General features: G+C 39.4%; 13 protein-coding genes. 1 reads left to right on the forward strand and 12 read right to left on the reverse strand.

Translation table 11 applies throughout. The features are described 5' to 3' along the window. Positions 1–8: 8 nt before the first annotated feature. From O3798_RS05850 to O3798_RS05895, 10 genes are all read right to left on the reverse strand, one after another. Positions 9–557, reverse strand: a complete 549-nt coding sequence (locus O3798_RS05850) for a GNAT family N-acetyltransferase (RefSeq protein ID WP_371463905.1) — start codon at positions 555–557, stop codon at positions 9–11. A 64-nt stretch (positions 558–621) separates the two neighbouring features. Then, a complete protein-coding gene (locus tag O3798_RS05855; RefSeq protein WP_371463906.1) occupies positions 622–1,575 on the reverse strand; it encodes a 3'-5' exoribonuclease YhaM family protein in 954 nt (317 codons plus the stop codon). Positions 1,576–1,578: 3 nt separating this feature from the next. Next, positions 1,579–4,023 carry an AAA family ATPase gene (locus tag O3798_RS05860; RefSeq protein WP_371463907.1) on the reverse strand — a complete coding sequence of 815 codons (2,445 nt, stop codon included), beginning with the start codon at positions 4,021–4,023 and terminating at the stop codon, positions 1,579–1,581. After that, positions 4,023–5,192, reverse strand: coding sequence for an exonuclease SbcCD subunit D (locus O3798_RS05865; RefSeq protein WP_371463908.1), 1,170 nt, complete (start codon positions 5,190–5,192; stop codon positions 4,023–4,025). The genes O3798_RS05860 and O3798_RS05865 overlap by 1 nt, the downstream gene beginning before the upstream one ends. 110 nt (positions 5,193–5,302) lie before the next feature. Continuing rightward, positions 5,303–5,647 (reverse strand): YlbF family regulator, encoded by a 345-nt coding sequence (locus tag O3798_RS05870; RefSeq protein WP_048709697.1) that lies wholly within the window; start codon positions 5,645–5,647, stop codon positions 5,303–5,305. 78 nt (positions 5,648–5,725) lie between these two features. Then, complete coding sequence (locus tag O3798_RS05875) at positions 5,726–7,888, reverse strand: transglycosylase domain-containing protein (RefSeq protein ID WP_371463909.1); 2,163 nt, start codon at positions 7,886–7,888, stop codon at positions 5,726–5,728. Between the two features lie 487 nt (positions 7,889–8,375). Beyond that, entirely contained in the window at positions 8,376–9,692 is a 1,317-nt protein-coding gene (gene murA / locus O3798_RS05880) for a UDP-N-acetylglucosamine 1-carboxyvinyltransferase (RefSeq protein ID WP_371463910.1), read from the reverse strand. Between the two features lie 29 nt (positions 9,693–9,721). Further along, positions 9,722–9,952, reverse strand: coding sequence for a DUF1146 family protein (locus tag O3798_RS05885; protein ID WP_065422371.1), 231 nt, complete (start codon positions 9,950–9,952; stop codon positions 9,722–9,724). Positions 9,953–10,516: 564 nt separating this feature from the next. After that, the gene (locus O3798_RS05890) at positions 10,517–11,116 is read right to left on the reverse strand and encodes an ATP-binding cassette domain-containing protein (RefSeq protein ID WP_371463911.1); all 600 of its coding nucleotides are present in this window, start codon (positions 11,114–11,116) and stop codon (positions 10,517–10,519) included. Between the two features lie 13 nt (positions 11,117–11,129). Beyond that, positions 11,130–11,636, reverse strand: a complete 507-nt coding sequence (locus O3798_RS05895; protein ID WP_371463912.1) for a hypothetical protein — start codon at positions 11,634–11,636, stop codon at positions 11,130–11,132. A gap of 1,025 nt (positions 11,637–12,661) precedes the next feature. On the opposite strand from O3798_RS05895, the gene O3798_RS05900 reads away from it, so the two are divergent. Continuing rightward, positions 12,662–13,297 (forward strand): YigZ family protein, encoded by a 636-nt coding sequence (locus O3798_RS05900; protein ID WP_371463913.1) that lies wholly within the window; start codon positions 12,662–12,664, stop codon positions 13,295–13,297. A gap of 152 nt (positions 13,298–13,449) precedes the next feature. On the opposite strand, the gene O3798_RS05905 is transcribed toward O3798_RS05900, so the two are convergent. Beyond that, on the reverse strand, positions 13,450–14,559 hold the full coding sequence (locus O3798_RS05905) for a hypothetical protein (protein WP_371463914.1): 1,110 nt from the start codon (positions 14,557–14,559) through the stop codon (positions 13,450–13,452). A 285-nt stretch (positions 14,560–14,844) separates the two neighbouring features. Continuing rightward, entirely contained in the window at positions 14,845–15,456 is a 612-nt protein-coding gene (locus tag O3798_RS05910) for a PepSY domain-containing protein (RefSeq protein ID WP_371463915.1), read from the reverse strand. Between the last annotated feature and the right edge of the window lie 86 nt (positions 15,457–15,542).

Raw genomic sequence — 15,542 nt, forward strand, 5'->3', positions numbered from 1 at the left:
CTTAACTCCTACTTCAATCTGTCTGCTTTAATGATGGAATAATATGCCATATCACAGATACCTTGATTATTCTTACCATTTTGTCGCAGCGTGCCTTCATAAGTCATTCCAGCTTTTTGCATCACTTTTCCGCTGGATGGATTATTCGCATCATGACGTGCAGCCACTCTATTACAACCCGCTTCTTCCAAGAGATAGCGACTCACTGCAAACAATGCTTCTGTCATAATTCCTTTTCCCCAGCATTTGCGACTAAGCGCATATCCAATCTCCACAGCGTCCAGCTTTTCTTCCAAATGCACAACATCGATACTACCAACAACCTCATTGTCAAATACGATTGCCCACTTGAATTGAAGCGGATTTTGGTAGCCATCTACCCAACGTTTAAGGCTTTCCTTCGTTGTCTCGACAGATTCATGCGGAGGCCACGTTAAGTAATGCGTCACCTCTTCGTCGCTCGACCAGTTTTTAAACATCGCTGGTGCGTCTTCTACTTGAAAAGGTCTGAGAATTAATCTTTCCGTTTGAATCGTTTTTGTTCCTATTGGATTCATCGTTTTCCTCCTCAATCAATGGCTAAAACAAAGTCCAAAAGGATTCATTTACCGTATTGATTTATTATTGAATGGTTGGTTTATAAAACGAGCGGTTATCTAAACCGAATACGCGCTCTGAGAATGCGCCTGGTTCTGTCTTATCGAGTGCATTTGACATCATTGTAATCGTCGCATCTAACAAGTCGATATGGTGCAATACTTCCGCTTCTAATAATTGCGGACGTACTGGTGAACCGTATTCGAGTTTGCCGTGGTGAGCAAGCACGACATGTTTTAATAAAAGCACGTCTTCTTGATTTTCATCGATACCAAGCTCTTCACAGGCTTTTGTAATTTCTTCGTCCATGATCACGATATGCCCTAGTAAGTTCCCTTTAAGTGTGTACTCCGTACCGATTGCGCCGGTTAATTCCATCGTTTTACCAATATCATGTAAAATCACACCAGAATATAATAACGAACGGTTGATTTGTGTGTATTGCGTTGCAATGGCTTTGGCAAGGCGTAACATCGAAACTGTGTGGAAACTTAAACCACCTACAAAAGCATGGTGGTGACGTTTCGCTGCAGGGAACTCGAAGAAGGCTTCTTGGTATTTCTTCAAGATATTATGGACGATACGACGCAAATATGGATTTGTGATATCGAACATAATTTGGTTCACTTCTTCTTCCATTTCTTCCTTCGTCATTGGAGCGTGTTCTACGAAATAGCTCGCAGATGTTGGCTCTCCTTTTGAAGCGTCAGTAAGTCGAAGGCTGACAATTTTCACTTGTGGCGAATTATTGTACATTTCTCGTTTTCCGTTTACAACTACTACTTTTCCTGGTACGTATTTTGCAATATCGTCTGAAGTCGCAGACCAATATTTTCCGTCCATTTGACCTGATTGATCTTGGAACGTGAAGGCGATAAACGGATTGCCATTTTTTGCCATACGCACATCTGCAGATTTAATCAATAGGCAGATTTCGAAACTCTCGTCCACATTGTATTCATATAATTTTTTTGTCATGATTTACCTTCTTTCTCTTTCCCCTAACTTCAGTACATTCTCTTTAGGTAACTGAAGCGGAACTTCCGTTGTAAAGTAAAAAACTTGTGTTACGCGTGATAGCTCTTCCATTAATTCTAACATAATCGATAGACGTTCTCTATCAAAATTGACGAATCCATCATCGATTAACACTGGAATTTTCATCTTCTTCGCTAATTGGAAAATAAAGGCAAATCGAATCGCGACATACAGTTGGTCTAAGGCCCCTTTTGAAAGATAGAAAGCTTCCATCCATTGGCCATTTGCCTGCTGCACCTTCGCCTGCGTATCCGTTAAGAGAATCTTCGTATATTGTCCCATCGTGAGTCGGCTAAAGATACGGCTCGCCTCGTCTAAAATCAACGGCACTCTCGTTGGAACTTTTTCTTCAAGTTGCTTCAAAATCCATTTGGCTGCATATACTTGTGTCGCCCAATCTTTGATAGACTCTTGTACCTCGAAGCGTTCAAAGTCTGCTTCAAGCTGAAGGGCTTCCGCATTGTCATCTTCTTCAAGAAGTTCTGCCTTCGTTTTTGTACTTGCCAATTGGTCACGTACTTCTTTACGTTTACTTTCTAGCTGCGCCTTCGTGAAGGACTCGTCTTGAATTTCCTCTTCAAGCGTTTGTCGTTGCAAGCTTTCTTTTTCTTCATTCGTAAAAATAGCTACTTGCTTTTCGATATACGCTCTCTTTTGCGCTAACGCTACACGATTGTCCAGTGTTGGTAACTGAGTTCTAAACTCTTCTACAGTTGTGATTCCTAGTGGTGAAATGGCTTCTTGTAATTCTTTGCGCACTTCTGTTGTATCTTGTTCCAATTGCGCTAAATGGCGTTCTTTTTTTAAGATACTTTCTTGGAGTTGCTCCAATTTTGCCACTCGTTTTTGAGAAGTCATCCATGTCTCACGGATAATGCGTAGCTGTTGCTCCACAGTAGCAGGAGGAGTGATTTGTTCTTTGGTCCAGAAATCTTCGCTCTCTTCTTTAAAGGCTGAAAGTCTTTGTTCCAATTGAACGAACTGCGCCTTCTTTTGTAAGAAATCATTGACACTTCGTCCTTCATTTCTTCGAACAAATCGTCTTGCTTCGTCTAGAGTTACCTCAATTCCTTTCCCTGAAAGGAGTTGTTGAACCCGTTCGTCTACTGCACTGTTTTTTGGAGATTGTAACTTCCCTGTTTTGTGTAAGAAGAACCCTCCGCCAATTCCTAGAGCTGCAGCAACACCAACGCCTAGCACTACCTGGTTCGTTAAAAATCCTACTACAATAATGGCAATGATTCCAACTAGCCCAATAAGGACTCCTGTTTGAAATTGCCCAGCATGTTCGTTTTCACCTTGAAGGGTATCTAATTCGGCTAATTCAGCCTCTGTAAATGGTTTGGCATCTTCACTTTGCACACCGATATTCCCTGGATGTGTCTTCAACTCCCGTTCCAATTCAAAAGCACGCTCTTCTACCGCCGCTGCACCTTGAGCTTTTGCATAGAGTGCTTCAAGAGTCGAATCCTCTGCTGCTTCTCCGAGTGCTTCTGCTTCCGCTTTTGCCTGTTCTAACTCGATTTTTGTACGTTCGAGTTCTTTTTCAAAGGAACGTAAAGTATTACTCGCTTCCACAGCCTTACTATGGTCGTACTCTTTTGGGAACTCATGTAGTCCTTCCATAGCGCGGAATTCTTCTAAGGCATCAAAATGAGCGAGCTTTTTCTCTAAGACATCTAGTCTAGATTCTGTCTCTTGCAATTTGGTAGATAATTCTCCTTCTTCTACTTGAAGCTCTTTAATAGAACTGAGGTAACTTTCATAAAGTACGTTCTCGCCTTTAGTTTGCGCCAATTGATTCGTTAAGCCTTCGAGTCGATCCATTCGCTCGTTGAGTTCCAGTTTTTTAGCTTGCGGGCGAAACAACTTATCCGCCTCAGCAAGTAACTTCTGACTCTCCTCGTAGGCACCCTTATGTCCCATGACACTCAAGCTATACAAGAAGCGATGGATTTCCTCTTCGCTTCCAAACGCATTATTTTGCAATTCCTCTTCATTAAATCCAAAGAGTGAATGGTATTCATTCATCGTCAACTCATGAAGAACGCGGTCCAGCATCGTTTCGGGCAGCTCTTGTCCAGTTTCTGCACTCTTTAGAACGAGTTTCCTCTGAGGCCCCACAGCGCTACGCTCGATGATTAGAGCTCCAAGCCCTTCATCTTCAATCCACATCCGTCCACCACGCGTATTCGTATGGAGGGGCTGATATGGATAAACGCCATTTTTCTTTTGTTTAAAATCAAAAAGCATCTGCTCGATAAAACGTCGAAGGGTCGTCTTTCCGGATTCGTTCAAGCCTTGAACGACTTGTAAGTTCGGATGGAAAGTAAAGGTCTCATGTTCCCATTTCCCAAAATGATCAATCTCAATTTTTGAAATATACATTAGCCTTCCTCCCTTCCCGAAAAGCGAGCTTCTAATAGACGCATCGCACGTTCATGAATCTCTTGTTGGACATCTTCCTTTTGCAGGAATTCGCTCATTAACTGATTCGAGAATCCACTCTTGGCAATTTCCATTTCAGAAAAGAGTGATGCATCTACATCTCCCACAAGAGAAATTCCAGAAGCGCCACGAAGCGGTTTTGTGACTTGTTCTCGAATACTCATCACTGTTACAAGGCTACGTTTTTCTTCTAACAATCCATTCACGACTTCTGTGAGTTGTTTTAAATCTTCTCTTGAATATCGCGATTCTTGCGTTTGTAAATGCAGCGTCACAAGACTACGTTTCGCAGGACTCGGCAACGCCTCTACGATCAGATACGGTAAAGTTTCTAAACGAGCGGTCTCGCTGATAGCAAGTTCTACTTCCATCCAATCCATCGTACTCGTTTCAATAAAGTGAACCTCTGGGGCATTCCCTGGAGTAATTTCAACAAGTAACGCTCCCTTTGGACCACTCTCTTTACGGTCCGCTCCTTGAGTTGTACCACTATACCACGCACATGGCTGGCTAGAGACTTCTTGGCAAGTATGAATATGTCCAAGCGCCCAATAGTCATATCCTTTTTCTCTCAGTTCAGGAATCGAAAATGGTGCATAGCGACCTTGCGCAGTCGTAAGTTCTCCATGCAATACCCCAATATGAATATCACTGTTGGCACTCTTAACCGGATACTCTTGAACTTTCCGCGTAGCTACAACAGGAACCTCATAACTAAACCCACTAAAGGCCACACGTTCCCCGTTTCTCGTCTCCACTTCAATCGTTTCAATGGCACTCCCAAAAGTATAAATATGCTCCCCGGAAACGTATGAAGTGCCCGCATCATGATTTCCAAGCGCTACAACGACAGGAATTCCAAATGGTGCCAGGCGATTCAACTGACTCTGCAAGAACAATTTTTCTTTGACGAAGGTGCGTGAACTATCCAGTAAGTCCCCAGCCAACACAAGCGCATCGACTTCTTCTTCAATCGCCACATCAATGACTCTTTCAAAAGCATCAAACGCCGCCTGCTTTAGCTCTCTTGCGATATCTTTATGGTTCTTTCCGACACCTGCGTACGTAATTCCTAGATGGACGTCGGCTGCGTGGATGAATTTCACCATACGTTGCTCCTTTCTTTTCTTCAAAAAAAGCATATTTTCCTGAACCGTCTGTTGTGCGTTCAAAGAAAATATGCTTTGGATCGATTCTTAATAAAACCGTTTAAAATTGATTATTTTGCGCTATAAAGCTCTTGTAATGGATTTGTGATGATACGGTTGATGTCTTGCATAATCGTATTCAAACGTTGCTCAGCTTCCATTAACGCTTTAATATGCTCATTTTCAGACACTTTTTGTCCTAATTCTTGTGCTTTTTGAATATCTTCTTCAGTGATTTCTTGTCCTGAGAATTGTTTTTGTTGTAACTCGATATTCACTGTACGGAATTCATCGAATAACGCTTTTGCTGTTTCGTCAGCATAAATTGCTTCGAAGCTTTCCTTTACTGTTTTGAATTCTTGTAATTCGCGTAAGTCGCGTTCTAATTGATTGGCTGTATCATAAATATTACTCATGTTTCTTCCTCCTTAAAATACTCTTTTATTATACCATAATTTATATGGCTAAACTATTAATACGTACGTACGTTCGCATCATCGATTTCTGAATTTATCCCAGAGGTTTTTACCCCATTCTTGGATTTGATTCCAAACTTGTTCGCCCGCTTTTTGAGCGTCTTTGATAAATTGATCGACACCGTTATTCGAATTGTTATTTTGGTTATTTTGTTTCGTCTTCACGGCTTCCACATTAAATGGTGTATTCGCGGTAAATTGAAGCAATCCTTCCATCTCTAGTTTAAAGAGTGGCCCTACCCCTTCTCGGCTAGATGCTGATAGAGAGTAGTTTCCTGATTGGTCATATCCCATCCAAGTTGCAACAACTACGTCAGGTGTATATCCAATCATCCATTGGTCACGAGAACCATTGTCATTATTGATAGCTTCGGTTGTCCCTGTCTTACCTGCAATCGTCTTACCAGCTGGTGAAAATGGTGCGCCAAGTCCTTCTGAACCGTATACGGTTAATAGCATACTTGTCATCTTCTTAGCGACTTCTTCCGTTGTCACACGGTTTTCCTTCGCTGCTGTGTTGTCTACAACGACTTTACCATTTGCGTCCACAATTTTCGTTACAAAACGTGGTTGCACACGAACACCTTTATTGGCAAAGGCTGTATAGGCAGAAGCCATTTGTTCTGGAGAGACCCCTTTTGTAAGTCCTCCAAGGGCAATCCCTAAGTACTCATCTCCTGGATCCGTTTCGATTCCGAACTGATGAACCTTCTCGATTCCTTTCTTCAATCCGATTTTATCGAGTAACCATACAGCAGGAGCATTCCAACTGTGGTTCAAGGCTTCCGTCATCGTCACAGTTCCTTGATACTTTTTATTCCAGTTCTCAGGCGTATATTTATCTGAACCATACGAACGTTTCTCGTCCACTAGAACAGAATTAGGTTGATATCCTTCTTCAAGAGCCGGAGTATATACGGCTAATGGTTTGAATGTTGACCCTGGTTGCGCCTGAAGCTGTGTTGCACGGTTAAATCCACGGAAAGTGTGTTTCTCGTTAGTACGGCCACCTACTGTTGCAAGGACATCACCAGTTTGCGGATCCATGGCAATCGAAGCCGCTTGAGCAACCGTACCGTCACTCGCTTTCGGGAATAACCAACTGTGTGAGAAGGTTTCTTCCAAATCTGCTTGCATATTTTGGTCTAGACCTGTGTAGATTTTATATCCTTTGTTCAGCAAGTCTTCTTCGCTGATTCCGTATTTCGTTGTAATTTCATTAATTACCGCATCGAAATAATATGGATATTTATAACGAGCATTCGCTTCATACGTATCCGTCACGGTAATCACTTCAGCGGCAGCTTTATCGGCTTCTTCTTGCGTGATTTTGCCATTATCGACCATCAACTGTAAAACGGTCGCACGGCGTTTCACCGTCGATTCCATATCGTCAATCGGATTATACACATTCGGTGCCTTTAAGCTTCCTGTAAGAACAGCCGCTTCACTGATGGTTAAATCCTTTGCACTCTTTCCGAAATAACGAAGCGACGCATTTTCAATTCCGTACGCCCCATTTCCGAAATAAGCATTATTTAAATACATCTCCAAAATTTGGTCTTTGGAATATTTCTTCTCCAACTCGAAACTCAAGAAGAGCTCTTTCGCTTTTCGCATAAACGATTGTTCCTGAGTTAAGAACGCATTCTTGGCTAATTGTTGCGTAATGGTACTTCCTCCACCCGTCACTCGGCCACGGTTCATTAACAGGCCAAATGTCGCACGAAGCAGCCCCATCGGATCGAATCCATGGTGGTCATAGAAACGTTTATCCTCTGTCGAAACAAGCGCGTTAATCATATTCGGAGAAATCTGGTCTATCGTTAAAAACTCCCCTTTATTGATATTCAGTACGCCGGCTTCTTGGTTATTGCGGTCATATACTTCCGTCACTTGGACCATCCCAGCACGTAAGCCACTCACATCGGTTGTCTTTGCGGAATAAACTAAAAATCCCGTAAATAGTGTGACTACCGTTAGCATCATTGCAAGAAGTAGCTTCGTGACATGAAATTTTCTCCAAAAGCGACGAATCGCCATCATGATTTTATGATTCCAAATACTCTTTATAATGGATTGTTTTTGTGGTTCTTCAGTATGACGGTGCTCGAGTTCATTGTCTTGTTCGACTTCGATATTTTCTTCGTCATGATTCTGATTGTTAAATTCTTCGTTCATTACAATCCTCCTTTTAAATTGAGTCTATTATACTGTACCATAAAACCCTTTAAAACCACATAAAAACTACACACCTTTACGAAAAATTAAAGGATACCATCGCCTACTATTTCTCCTTAAAAAACTTACTTAAAATACCAAATTATTTTTATCAATATAAGGTATACCTTATATTGGTTAAATCTTATATTGCGTGTTTTTATTATTGGAGCAAGAAGATTTAAAGATTATTCGTAAAATAATTAAAGTGCAGTTGCAAACGTAAATGATGACTAGAAACTTACAGATTCTATCATTACAGTAACGTGACTTCGCATTAAAACGAATAAGCAGGCGTAGGAATTTTATTCCATACGCCTGCTTTGAGGATTTAAAGGTGAGAGACTTTTAAGGCTCGAACCGGTGCAACGTTACCGTAATGATGAAGATATCTGTAAGGATTCATAGGAATCATTTACGATTTCTCTTGCACTGTCTCTTTATTTTTTTAAACTGCGAATAAACGTTCTAAGTCTTCGTGAGTAAATGCTTGTCCGTCTGGTTCGTCCACACGTTCAATCGTTGCGCCTAATGCACGTAATTTTTGATGGAACTCATAATATCCACGGTCCAAGAATTGTAAGTCTGTTACGCGTGTATATCCTTTTGCAACCATTCCAGCGATGATTAACGCTGCCGCAGCACGTAAGTCTGTAGCACGTACTTCAGCACCTGACAATACTGAGGCACCAGTCATCACAGCTGTATGTGAGTCAATACGGAATTGCGCACCCATACGTCGCATTTCTTCTAAGTGGTTGAAACGGTTCTCGAACACTGTTTCCGTCATTGTGCTTGTACCAGTTGCTAATAATTGTGCAATTGTCATTTGTGCTTGCATATCTGTTGGGAATCCTGGGTGAGGTAAAGTTTTCACGTCAGTTGGTTTCAACTCATCTGGACCGATAACGCGGATTCCGTCTTCTTCTTCGATAAACTGAACACCCATTTCGCCTAATTTAGAAATTAATGGTTGGTTGTGTTCTGCAATCGCATCTTCGATAAACACATCGCCTTTTGTAACGGCAGCCGCTACCATGAATGTACCCGCTTCAATACGATCTGGGATAATAGAGTGAATCGTTCCATCCAAACGTTCTACCCCTTCAATACGCATGTTTTCAGTTCCGGCACCGACAATTTTCGCACCCATCTTATTTAAGATATTTGCTAAGTCGACGATTTCTGGTTCACGCGCTACGTTTTCGAGATATGTTGTTCCTTTTGCTAAAGTCGCAGCCATCATAATGTTTTGAGTAGCTCCAACAGATGGGAAATCTAAGTAAATACGAGCTCCGTGAAGTTCTTCCGCATGCGCTTCGATATAACCTTCTGTTTGAACGATTGTCGCACCCATTGCTTCGAACCCTTTTAAGTGAAGGTCGATTGGACGACTTCCGATAGCACATCCACCAGGCATTGCAACACGTGCATGTCCAAAACGTGCTAATAATGGTCCCATTACAACGATTGACGCACGCATTTTACTTACGTATTCAAATGCTGCAGTTGTTGTAATATCTTTTGTGGCATTTAATGTAATTGCCTTTTCTTCTTCGTCAAATGTACTTAAGACGTTTAAGCTCCCTAATACGTTTAACATCATATGTACGTCTGATAAGTTCGGTACATTTGTTAAATGCGTAACGCCTTTATCTGCTAAAATACTTGCTGCTAAAATCGGTAATACCGCATTTTTAGCGCCTTCTATCTTTACTGTTCCCTGAAGACGTGTATCGCCACCGCGCACGATCATCTTATCCATTAAATAACCTCCAAAAACTCTCTATCCATCTACTGCAATATCAATTGAATGTACTGATTTAAATAATCTGATAAATCGAATATGACTTTGGCTATACTAGCACCCATCCAAATAGCAATGAGTAAAAAGAGGATACGGGCTTCCTGAACGCGGCCTTTTCTGAGAATCTTCTCAATTTGAATGCCTTGCAACGCCCAATAGCTAAGCATGATAAAAGCAAGAACCAATGTAATTCGAATGATTAATGTTACTTGAATCATACCTACTCCTCCAGTCATATACTGCCTTTCTATACTACCATATTTGACCATTAAAAAAAAGCAGGAGATATCCTCCTGCTTACCCAATTAAGTAAAAGCATCCTAGTCTAATAAGTGCTGCTAAAATCAGGCTTAAAAATAATATTTTTTTAGAGTCTTGAATGAATATTGCTAGTAGAGTCATCCCTGAAAACAGAATGGGTAACGAACCTAATACAAGGGGATGAACCCCTCCAATTTCGAAAAGTAAAATTGCCTTAATACAGAACATTAAAAATACAGAAGGCCATATCATCCTCACTAATATTCGCCCTATAAAAACGCGGCTTTGGCTTCGAACTAGTATCAAAAGTCGCATACTCTCATACTCATTAATAAAATACATCAAAATAAGTACTTCCATTACCATTAAGAGAATACTTAAAAGATGGCCAAAAAGAAAAGTAACGGGTATAAAACTGAAGTGTGCCTCGATATAGAACGACGGTAATGGATGATATAAATTCCATACTATTAACAAACCAAAAATGTAGAGAAGCCACTCTCGAATTGGAAATAACTGTTTCATTGAAGAATCAGCTTCCCTTCTTCCATCAAATATTCCTTATCAAACTGTAATTCGGCCAAATTATCATGAGCAGCAATCACAATTGATTTCCCTTCTTCATGAAGCTGTTGAACTAATTGATGAAACTGATCTAGTGATTTTTTATCTAGACCTCGAGTTGGCTCGTCTAATAAAATTAAATTTTGATCCTCCATCACAGCTTGAATAATCCCCATTTTCTGACGCATTCCAACGGAGTATTTTTTCACGTGAACTTTACTATCAAAATCTAAATCGAAATTATTCACTAATTCTCTTATTTTCGATTCATTGTAATTTTTATTGATAGAGGCTAAAAATTTAAGATTCGTTTTTAAACTACTTTCTTCCATGAACGCTGGATTCTCAATCAAAGCTCCAATTCGTACATCACTATCTACAACAATTTCACCTTTATCCGGCTCCAAAATATCACAAAAAAGTTTAAATAAAGTAGACTTTCCGCATCCATTAGATCCTACAATATGAATAAGCTCTCCTTGGTCAATTTTGAAATCAACCTCTTCTAAAATCACTTGAAAGCCAAATTTTTTGGATACATTTTTTAGTTCTAACATGAGTACCTCCCCTTCACTCTCGTAATAGAAACAATATCGTAAAATAAGATGTTAATGAAAATAGGATAGAACCAATAATAGCCATATTTCTATTACACCCAATAGAAATCGTATAGATGATTAATCCCGAACAAATTAAATACACGCTTTTTAATAGAGCAAATATCAGCATCGTTTTTGTAAATGCTTGTCCATTCATCATTTGGAATAGTAACGCTAAAGAGAATTGAGCGACAAAATAACAAACAACTGAAACTAACACTGTTACCAATTGATAAAATTGGTAGTTTTTCTCTCCAACTCTTTGAATGAGAAGGTAACGGATTTGATGTCGTCTCCAAATGACAACCCCTAGTAAAACTAATAATAAGGTGTCTGAAAAATATGCTGTAAAATGGGAAGACAATAAGTCTAGTATTAAGTTACCGAAAATTTGCCCTTTTAAAACAAAAGAGACTCCAGAAACAATCGATAATCCATACACCCATTGTTGTCTTTTTCCAACGAGGAGCTCATTCATTAATATCCCTCCTTCAAATCCATCTTTCTTCTGATAATTAATAGGAGAATCGTCAAAAGACTATAAAATATCGCAGGATATACAAAAAAAACCCAAGCTGAATGAGAAATAGTTTCTCCTAATAATGTGTACATTCCTGGTTGAATGAGTGATAAAACGCAGATTGAATATCCGATAACCGGGGAAATTCCACCTATAACCATTGCTAATAAAAGCGATATAATCACTAATAACAATCCACTGCATAAATAAATGATATATCGTTTTAGGAACAATCCAACTGAAAAAACAAATGAATAGAAAATGGCGTATCCTAAAGGAATCATGACTATCGTACAGATTAAATTAACAAAACTATTGGTTGAAAAGTTGATAGTAAAGGACCACGTCAAATATGAACTACTCTCTTCGAAAATAAATGGTGAGTAAAATAAATGAACTAATATAGCCTGAAGGAACATTTTCACTAAGAAAACAAAATAGATTATGATAAAGTTCGTTTTAAATTGTTTTGATATAAGTGGTGAAAAGAATGTTTTTTATGTCGTAATCTCACAGATTGTAAATAGTCGTAATGCGTTATCCTTTGTCTAATACATTCATGTGAAAAGAATAGCGGTGGAATCATGAATGCCAGAAAACCATATACAGCGTCCATTACCTCGCTGGTACTGAATATAATCTCATAAAACAATGGTATTCCTCCTTCAGCTCCTCCAAAATGTCCCGTTGACAAATGATAATGAATATAGTTTAGAATCATAATGATGGAAAGTATCCAAAAGAAAATGATTGAGAACATTGACCACTTATTTTTATAAAATATCATTTTTTTCACCTACCATACCTTTATCTTTATCATTTAAAAGCAGTATTGTTTACGCTTTCATTATACAACTCTTATTTATAATCAACAATACAGATTTGTAAAAAAAAATCTCTTTTATTCGTAAAATTTCTCTATTTTTGAAACTTAAACGAAAAAAGAAATTTATGCTATACTAATACCAAAGTGAGGGGAAAGAATGTTAGAGAGATATAAAACGATTAAAGCGGCTGGGACGAATGAAATCGAGATTAAGGGATCTCGTTTTATTGCTCATTTTCAGAGGGTAACAGACGAAGAAGAAGCACTCGAATTTATCCAAGCCATCAAAAAGGAACACTGGAAAGCAACGCATAACTGCTCTGCTTTTCTCATTGGTGAAAACGACCAAGTGCAGCGCGCGATGGATGACGGTGAGCCAAGTGGTACCGCAGGCGTTCCAATGCTAGAAGTACTCAAAAAAAACGAATTAAAAGATGTCGCGGTCGTGGTGACACGTTACTTTGGTGGAACAAAACTTGGCGCTGGAGGACTCGTTCGTGCGTATTCTGGGGCTGTCAGCGAAGGGTTGAAAGCCATCGGAATCGTCGAATGCAGACTCGAGGATCAACTTGCCCTAACTTTTGATTACGCACATGTAGGAAAAGTGGAATATTACTGTCAGACGCAAAATATTCCCATTGTCGATAAAGTCTTCCTCAATAATGTTCAATTCACCTGCAGCCTCCCTGTTCAAGAGGTCGAAGCTTTCCAAGCAGCTATCATTGATCTTTTACAAAATCAAGTGGAGTTTGAGAGCCTTGGAGAAATGTATACAGAATATCCAGTTGGGTAAAAACAGAGGTCTATTCATTCGAATAGACCTCTGTTTCTTATGTTTTATATTCGAGGATGGATGGACAGAGAAGCTGTGAGAGTATTTAGCTTCTCCCCCTTCCAATTCCTACACTAGCGGAAACGTTAAGGGCACGGGTCTCAACGTTTCACTTAAAAGAGAAGATTATCAATATCATTTTGCGATAATAGAAGATCCATTTTCGCAAGGCTTGAGTAACGGTTCATCGTTGGCAATTCATCCAAGATGACAATATCCGTTCCAAGTCGTTTTAAGAGCTGATCAACCATATTCGAGAGTCTCATGGCAAATGGTCCACTTGTAATAAAGCGAAGCGGCACAGCCTCCATCATCATAATGAGTTCTAAAATATAATTCTGAATCGCTTTAGTATCTAAATCTGTTTCCTGTAAGAAGATGATTTCACGTTCATCGGCTATCGCCAGCATAAATGCGCCTGTTTTATAAAATCCCATGGCCGCAATCGGCGACAATGTCAATTGGATTTCCAAACTTTCTGATAAGATGCCCTGAATTGCCTTCTTTGCACGTAAGAGTGAGAAATCACTGACCGCAACGGGTTCAGGTTTCACTTGGAAGAACGGCTTCAACTCTGCAATCTTATCGAAACTGATTTCCTTACGCGTCATATCTAGTGACTTTACAGCCTTTGTTTTTTGATTATATTCGAGAACAGCATAGCAATCCGCATCTTCTTGGTCGAGAATACTCGCAGCTTTCAAGAGCTCCTTCCAGTTGCCTTCTTGCAAGAGAATGTCACTCACACGTAGCACAAACTGGACTTCTGATTTCTTAAGGTCTGCGAATAAATCAAATGGTTCATTGAAGCTCGATACCATCGGCAATTCTCTGGCTCCTTTAACAGGATACCCTTTCTGCTTCAAGTATTCGATTTCCTCTTCATCGAAATCTACACGTTTTGAAAACTGAATTTCGATACCTTTTCTAAACCAAAACGCTTCGGTCCGTTCCTCTCCGACTACCTCATCTGACATGGTTACTAGTCGTTCAGAGAGTCTATAACGAACAAGTTCTTCTTCGTTTTTGAAGAATAATAAACGTAAATCTTGCTGTTCATCACGTTCAATTAAAAAGAAAAACTTCACTGCTCCTCGTTTATTCTGAAAAGCAAAGGCAGCATTTTTGAGTTCTGTTTGCTTTTTTACGAGCTTAAATAGCAACGGTATACTTTGGTACAATTCCTGACTCATATACACTACCCCAATCTTTCTTTTATTCATTTTTATTATACTACCTTTTACATAAATTTGATAGCGGTTTTAGTTTTTATTTAAAATATTATATATTTGATGTTTTTAAATGATTTAATTCCACCTGCGACTCATTTTTCCCACTATTCAATGAATTAATTCGTTTTTTTAGTGTTGAATTTTTTCAACTTTTCAAAATTCTTAAACTTTTCTTAATCTATTTTCGGGCTCTTTCTTGTAATTTTAAGCATAAAAATACCCCCTCAAGCATTGAATAAACAATCCTTGACGGAGTATCTTATAAACAATATTTAATTAGCGATCGATTTCAGTAATTTTTCCTGTGTCGTTTGAAATCTTAACGTTCACTTGTTGTCCGTTTACTGATAAATCAAATTCCCAAACTACTTCACCGTGATCTTTATCGACGCTCCACTCACGAAGGACTCCTGTTGGGAATTCTTTTTGAGCGATAGCTGCCATCTCATCTACTTGTTTCAATGTAGCTAAGTAAATTTTTTCTTCATCATGTTCTTCTTTATCTGAAGTGGTTTCATTAACCTTCATGAAAGTCTTAGCTGACTTATCGTAACGGTACGTATATTCATTCGTATCGTTCATCGCTTCCACTTCATAGAACATTCCGTTAGAGTATTCTAATGCAGTAATATCAAGAGCTGGGAATTCTTTCTTAAATGCATCTACAATTTCTTTTTGCATTGCATTTTGGCTTCCCATCGCCTCTTCAGAAGCGTTTGTCGCTACAGTTGTGTTTGTAGCAGTCGTAGCTGGTGCTTGAGTTGTCGCTTGCACAGTCGTTGGTTGAGCTGTTGTTGCTTGCGTAGTCTCTGCTGGTGCTGCTTGGTTAGAACAAGCTGCTAATAAGCTTGCGGCTACAAGACCTAAGAGTTTTGTTGTTTTATTCATAATTCCACTCCATTCTTAAGTTTTAATAATGATAATCTAGAACCTTTGTTTCTAGGAGAAGGTTCTATGAAGTTACCAAGAAAAAA

Origin of the sequence: Granulicatella sp. 20925_1_45 (assembly GCF_041433555.1) — a bacterium.
In the GTDB taxonomy this organism is placed as follows: domain Bacteria; phylum Bacillota; class Bacilli; order Lactobacillales; family Aerococcaceae; genus Granulicatella.

Coding starts and splice junctions, on each gene's coding strand:
- murA (WP_371463910.1), bottom strand. CDS start 9,692: ATGGATAAGATGATCGTGCGCGGTGGCGATACACGTCTTCAGGGAACA.
- O3798_RS05895 (WP_371463912.1), bottom strand. CDS start 11,636: ATGAATGAGCTCCTCGTTGGAAAAAGACAACAATGGGTGTATGGATTA.
- O3798_RS05910 (WP_371463915.1), bottom strand. CDS start 15,456: ATGAATAAAACAACAAAACTCTTAGGTCTTGTAGCCGCAAGCTTATTA.
- O3798_RS05900 (WP_371463913.1), top strand. CDS start 12,662: ATGTTAGAGAGATATAAAACGATTAAAGCGGCTGGGACGAATGAAATC.
- O3798_RS05905 (WP_371463914.1), bottom strand. CDS start 14,559: ATGAATAAAAGAAAGATTGGGGTAGTGTATATGAGTCAGGAATTGTAC.
- O3798_RS05865 (WP_371463908.1), bottom strand. CDS start 5,192: ATGGTGAAATTCATCCACGCAGCCGACGTCCATCTAGGAATTACGTAC.
- O3798_RS05860 (WP_371463907.1), bottom strand. CDS start 4,023: ATGTATATTTCAAAAATTGAGATTGATCATTTTGGGAAATGGGAACAT.
- O3798_RS05890 (WP_371463911.1), bottom strand. CDS start 11,116: ATGTTAGAACTAAAAAATGTATCCAAAAAATTTGGCTTTCAAGTGATT.
- O3798_RS05855 (WP_371463906.1), bottom strand. CDS start 1,575: ATGACAAAAAAATTATATGAATACAATGTGGACGAGAGTTTCGAAATC.
- O3798_RS05870 (WP_048709697.1), bottom strand. CDS start 5,647: ATGAGTAATATTTATGATACAGCCAATCAATTAGAACGCGACTTACGC.
- O3798_RS05885 (WP_065422371.1), bottom strand. CDS start 9,952: ATGATTCAAGTAACATTAATCATTCGAATTACATTGGTTCTTGCTTTT.
- O3798_RS05850 (WP_371463905.1), bottom strand. CDS start 557: ATGAATCCAATAGGAACAAAAACGATTCAAACGGAAAGATTAATTCTC.
- O3798_RS05875 (WP_371463909.1), bottom strand. CDS start 7,888: ATGAACGAAGAATTTAACAATCAGAATCATGACGAAGAAAATATCGAA.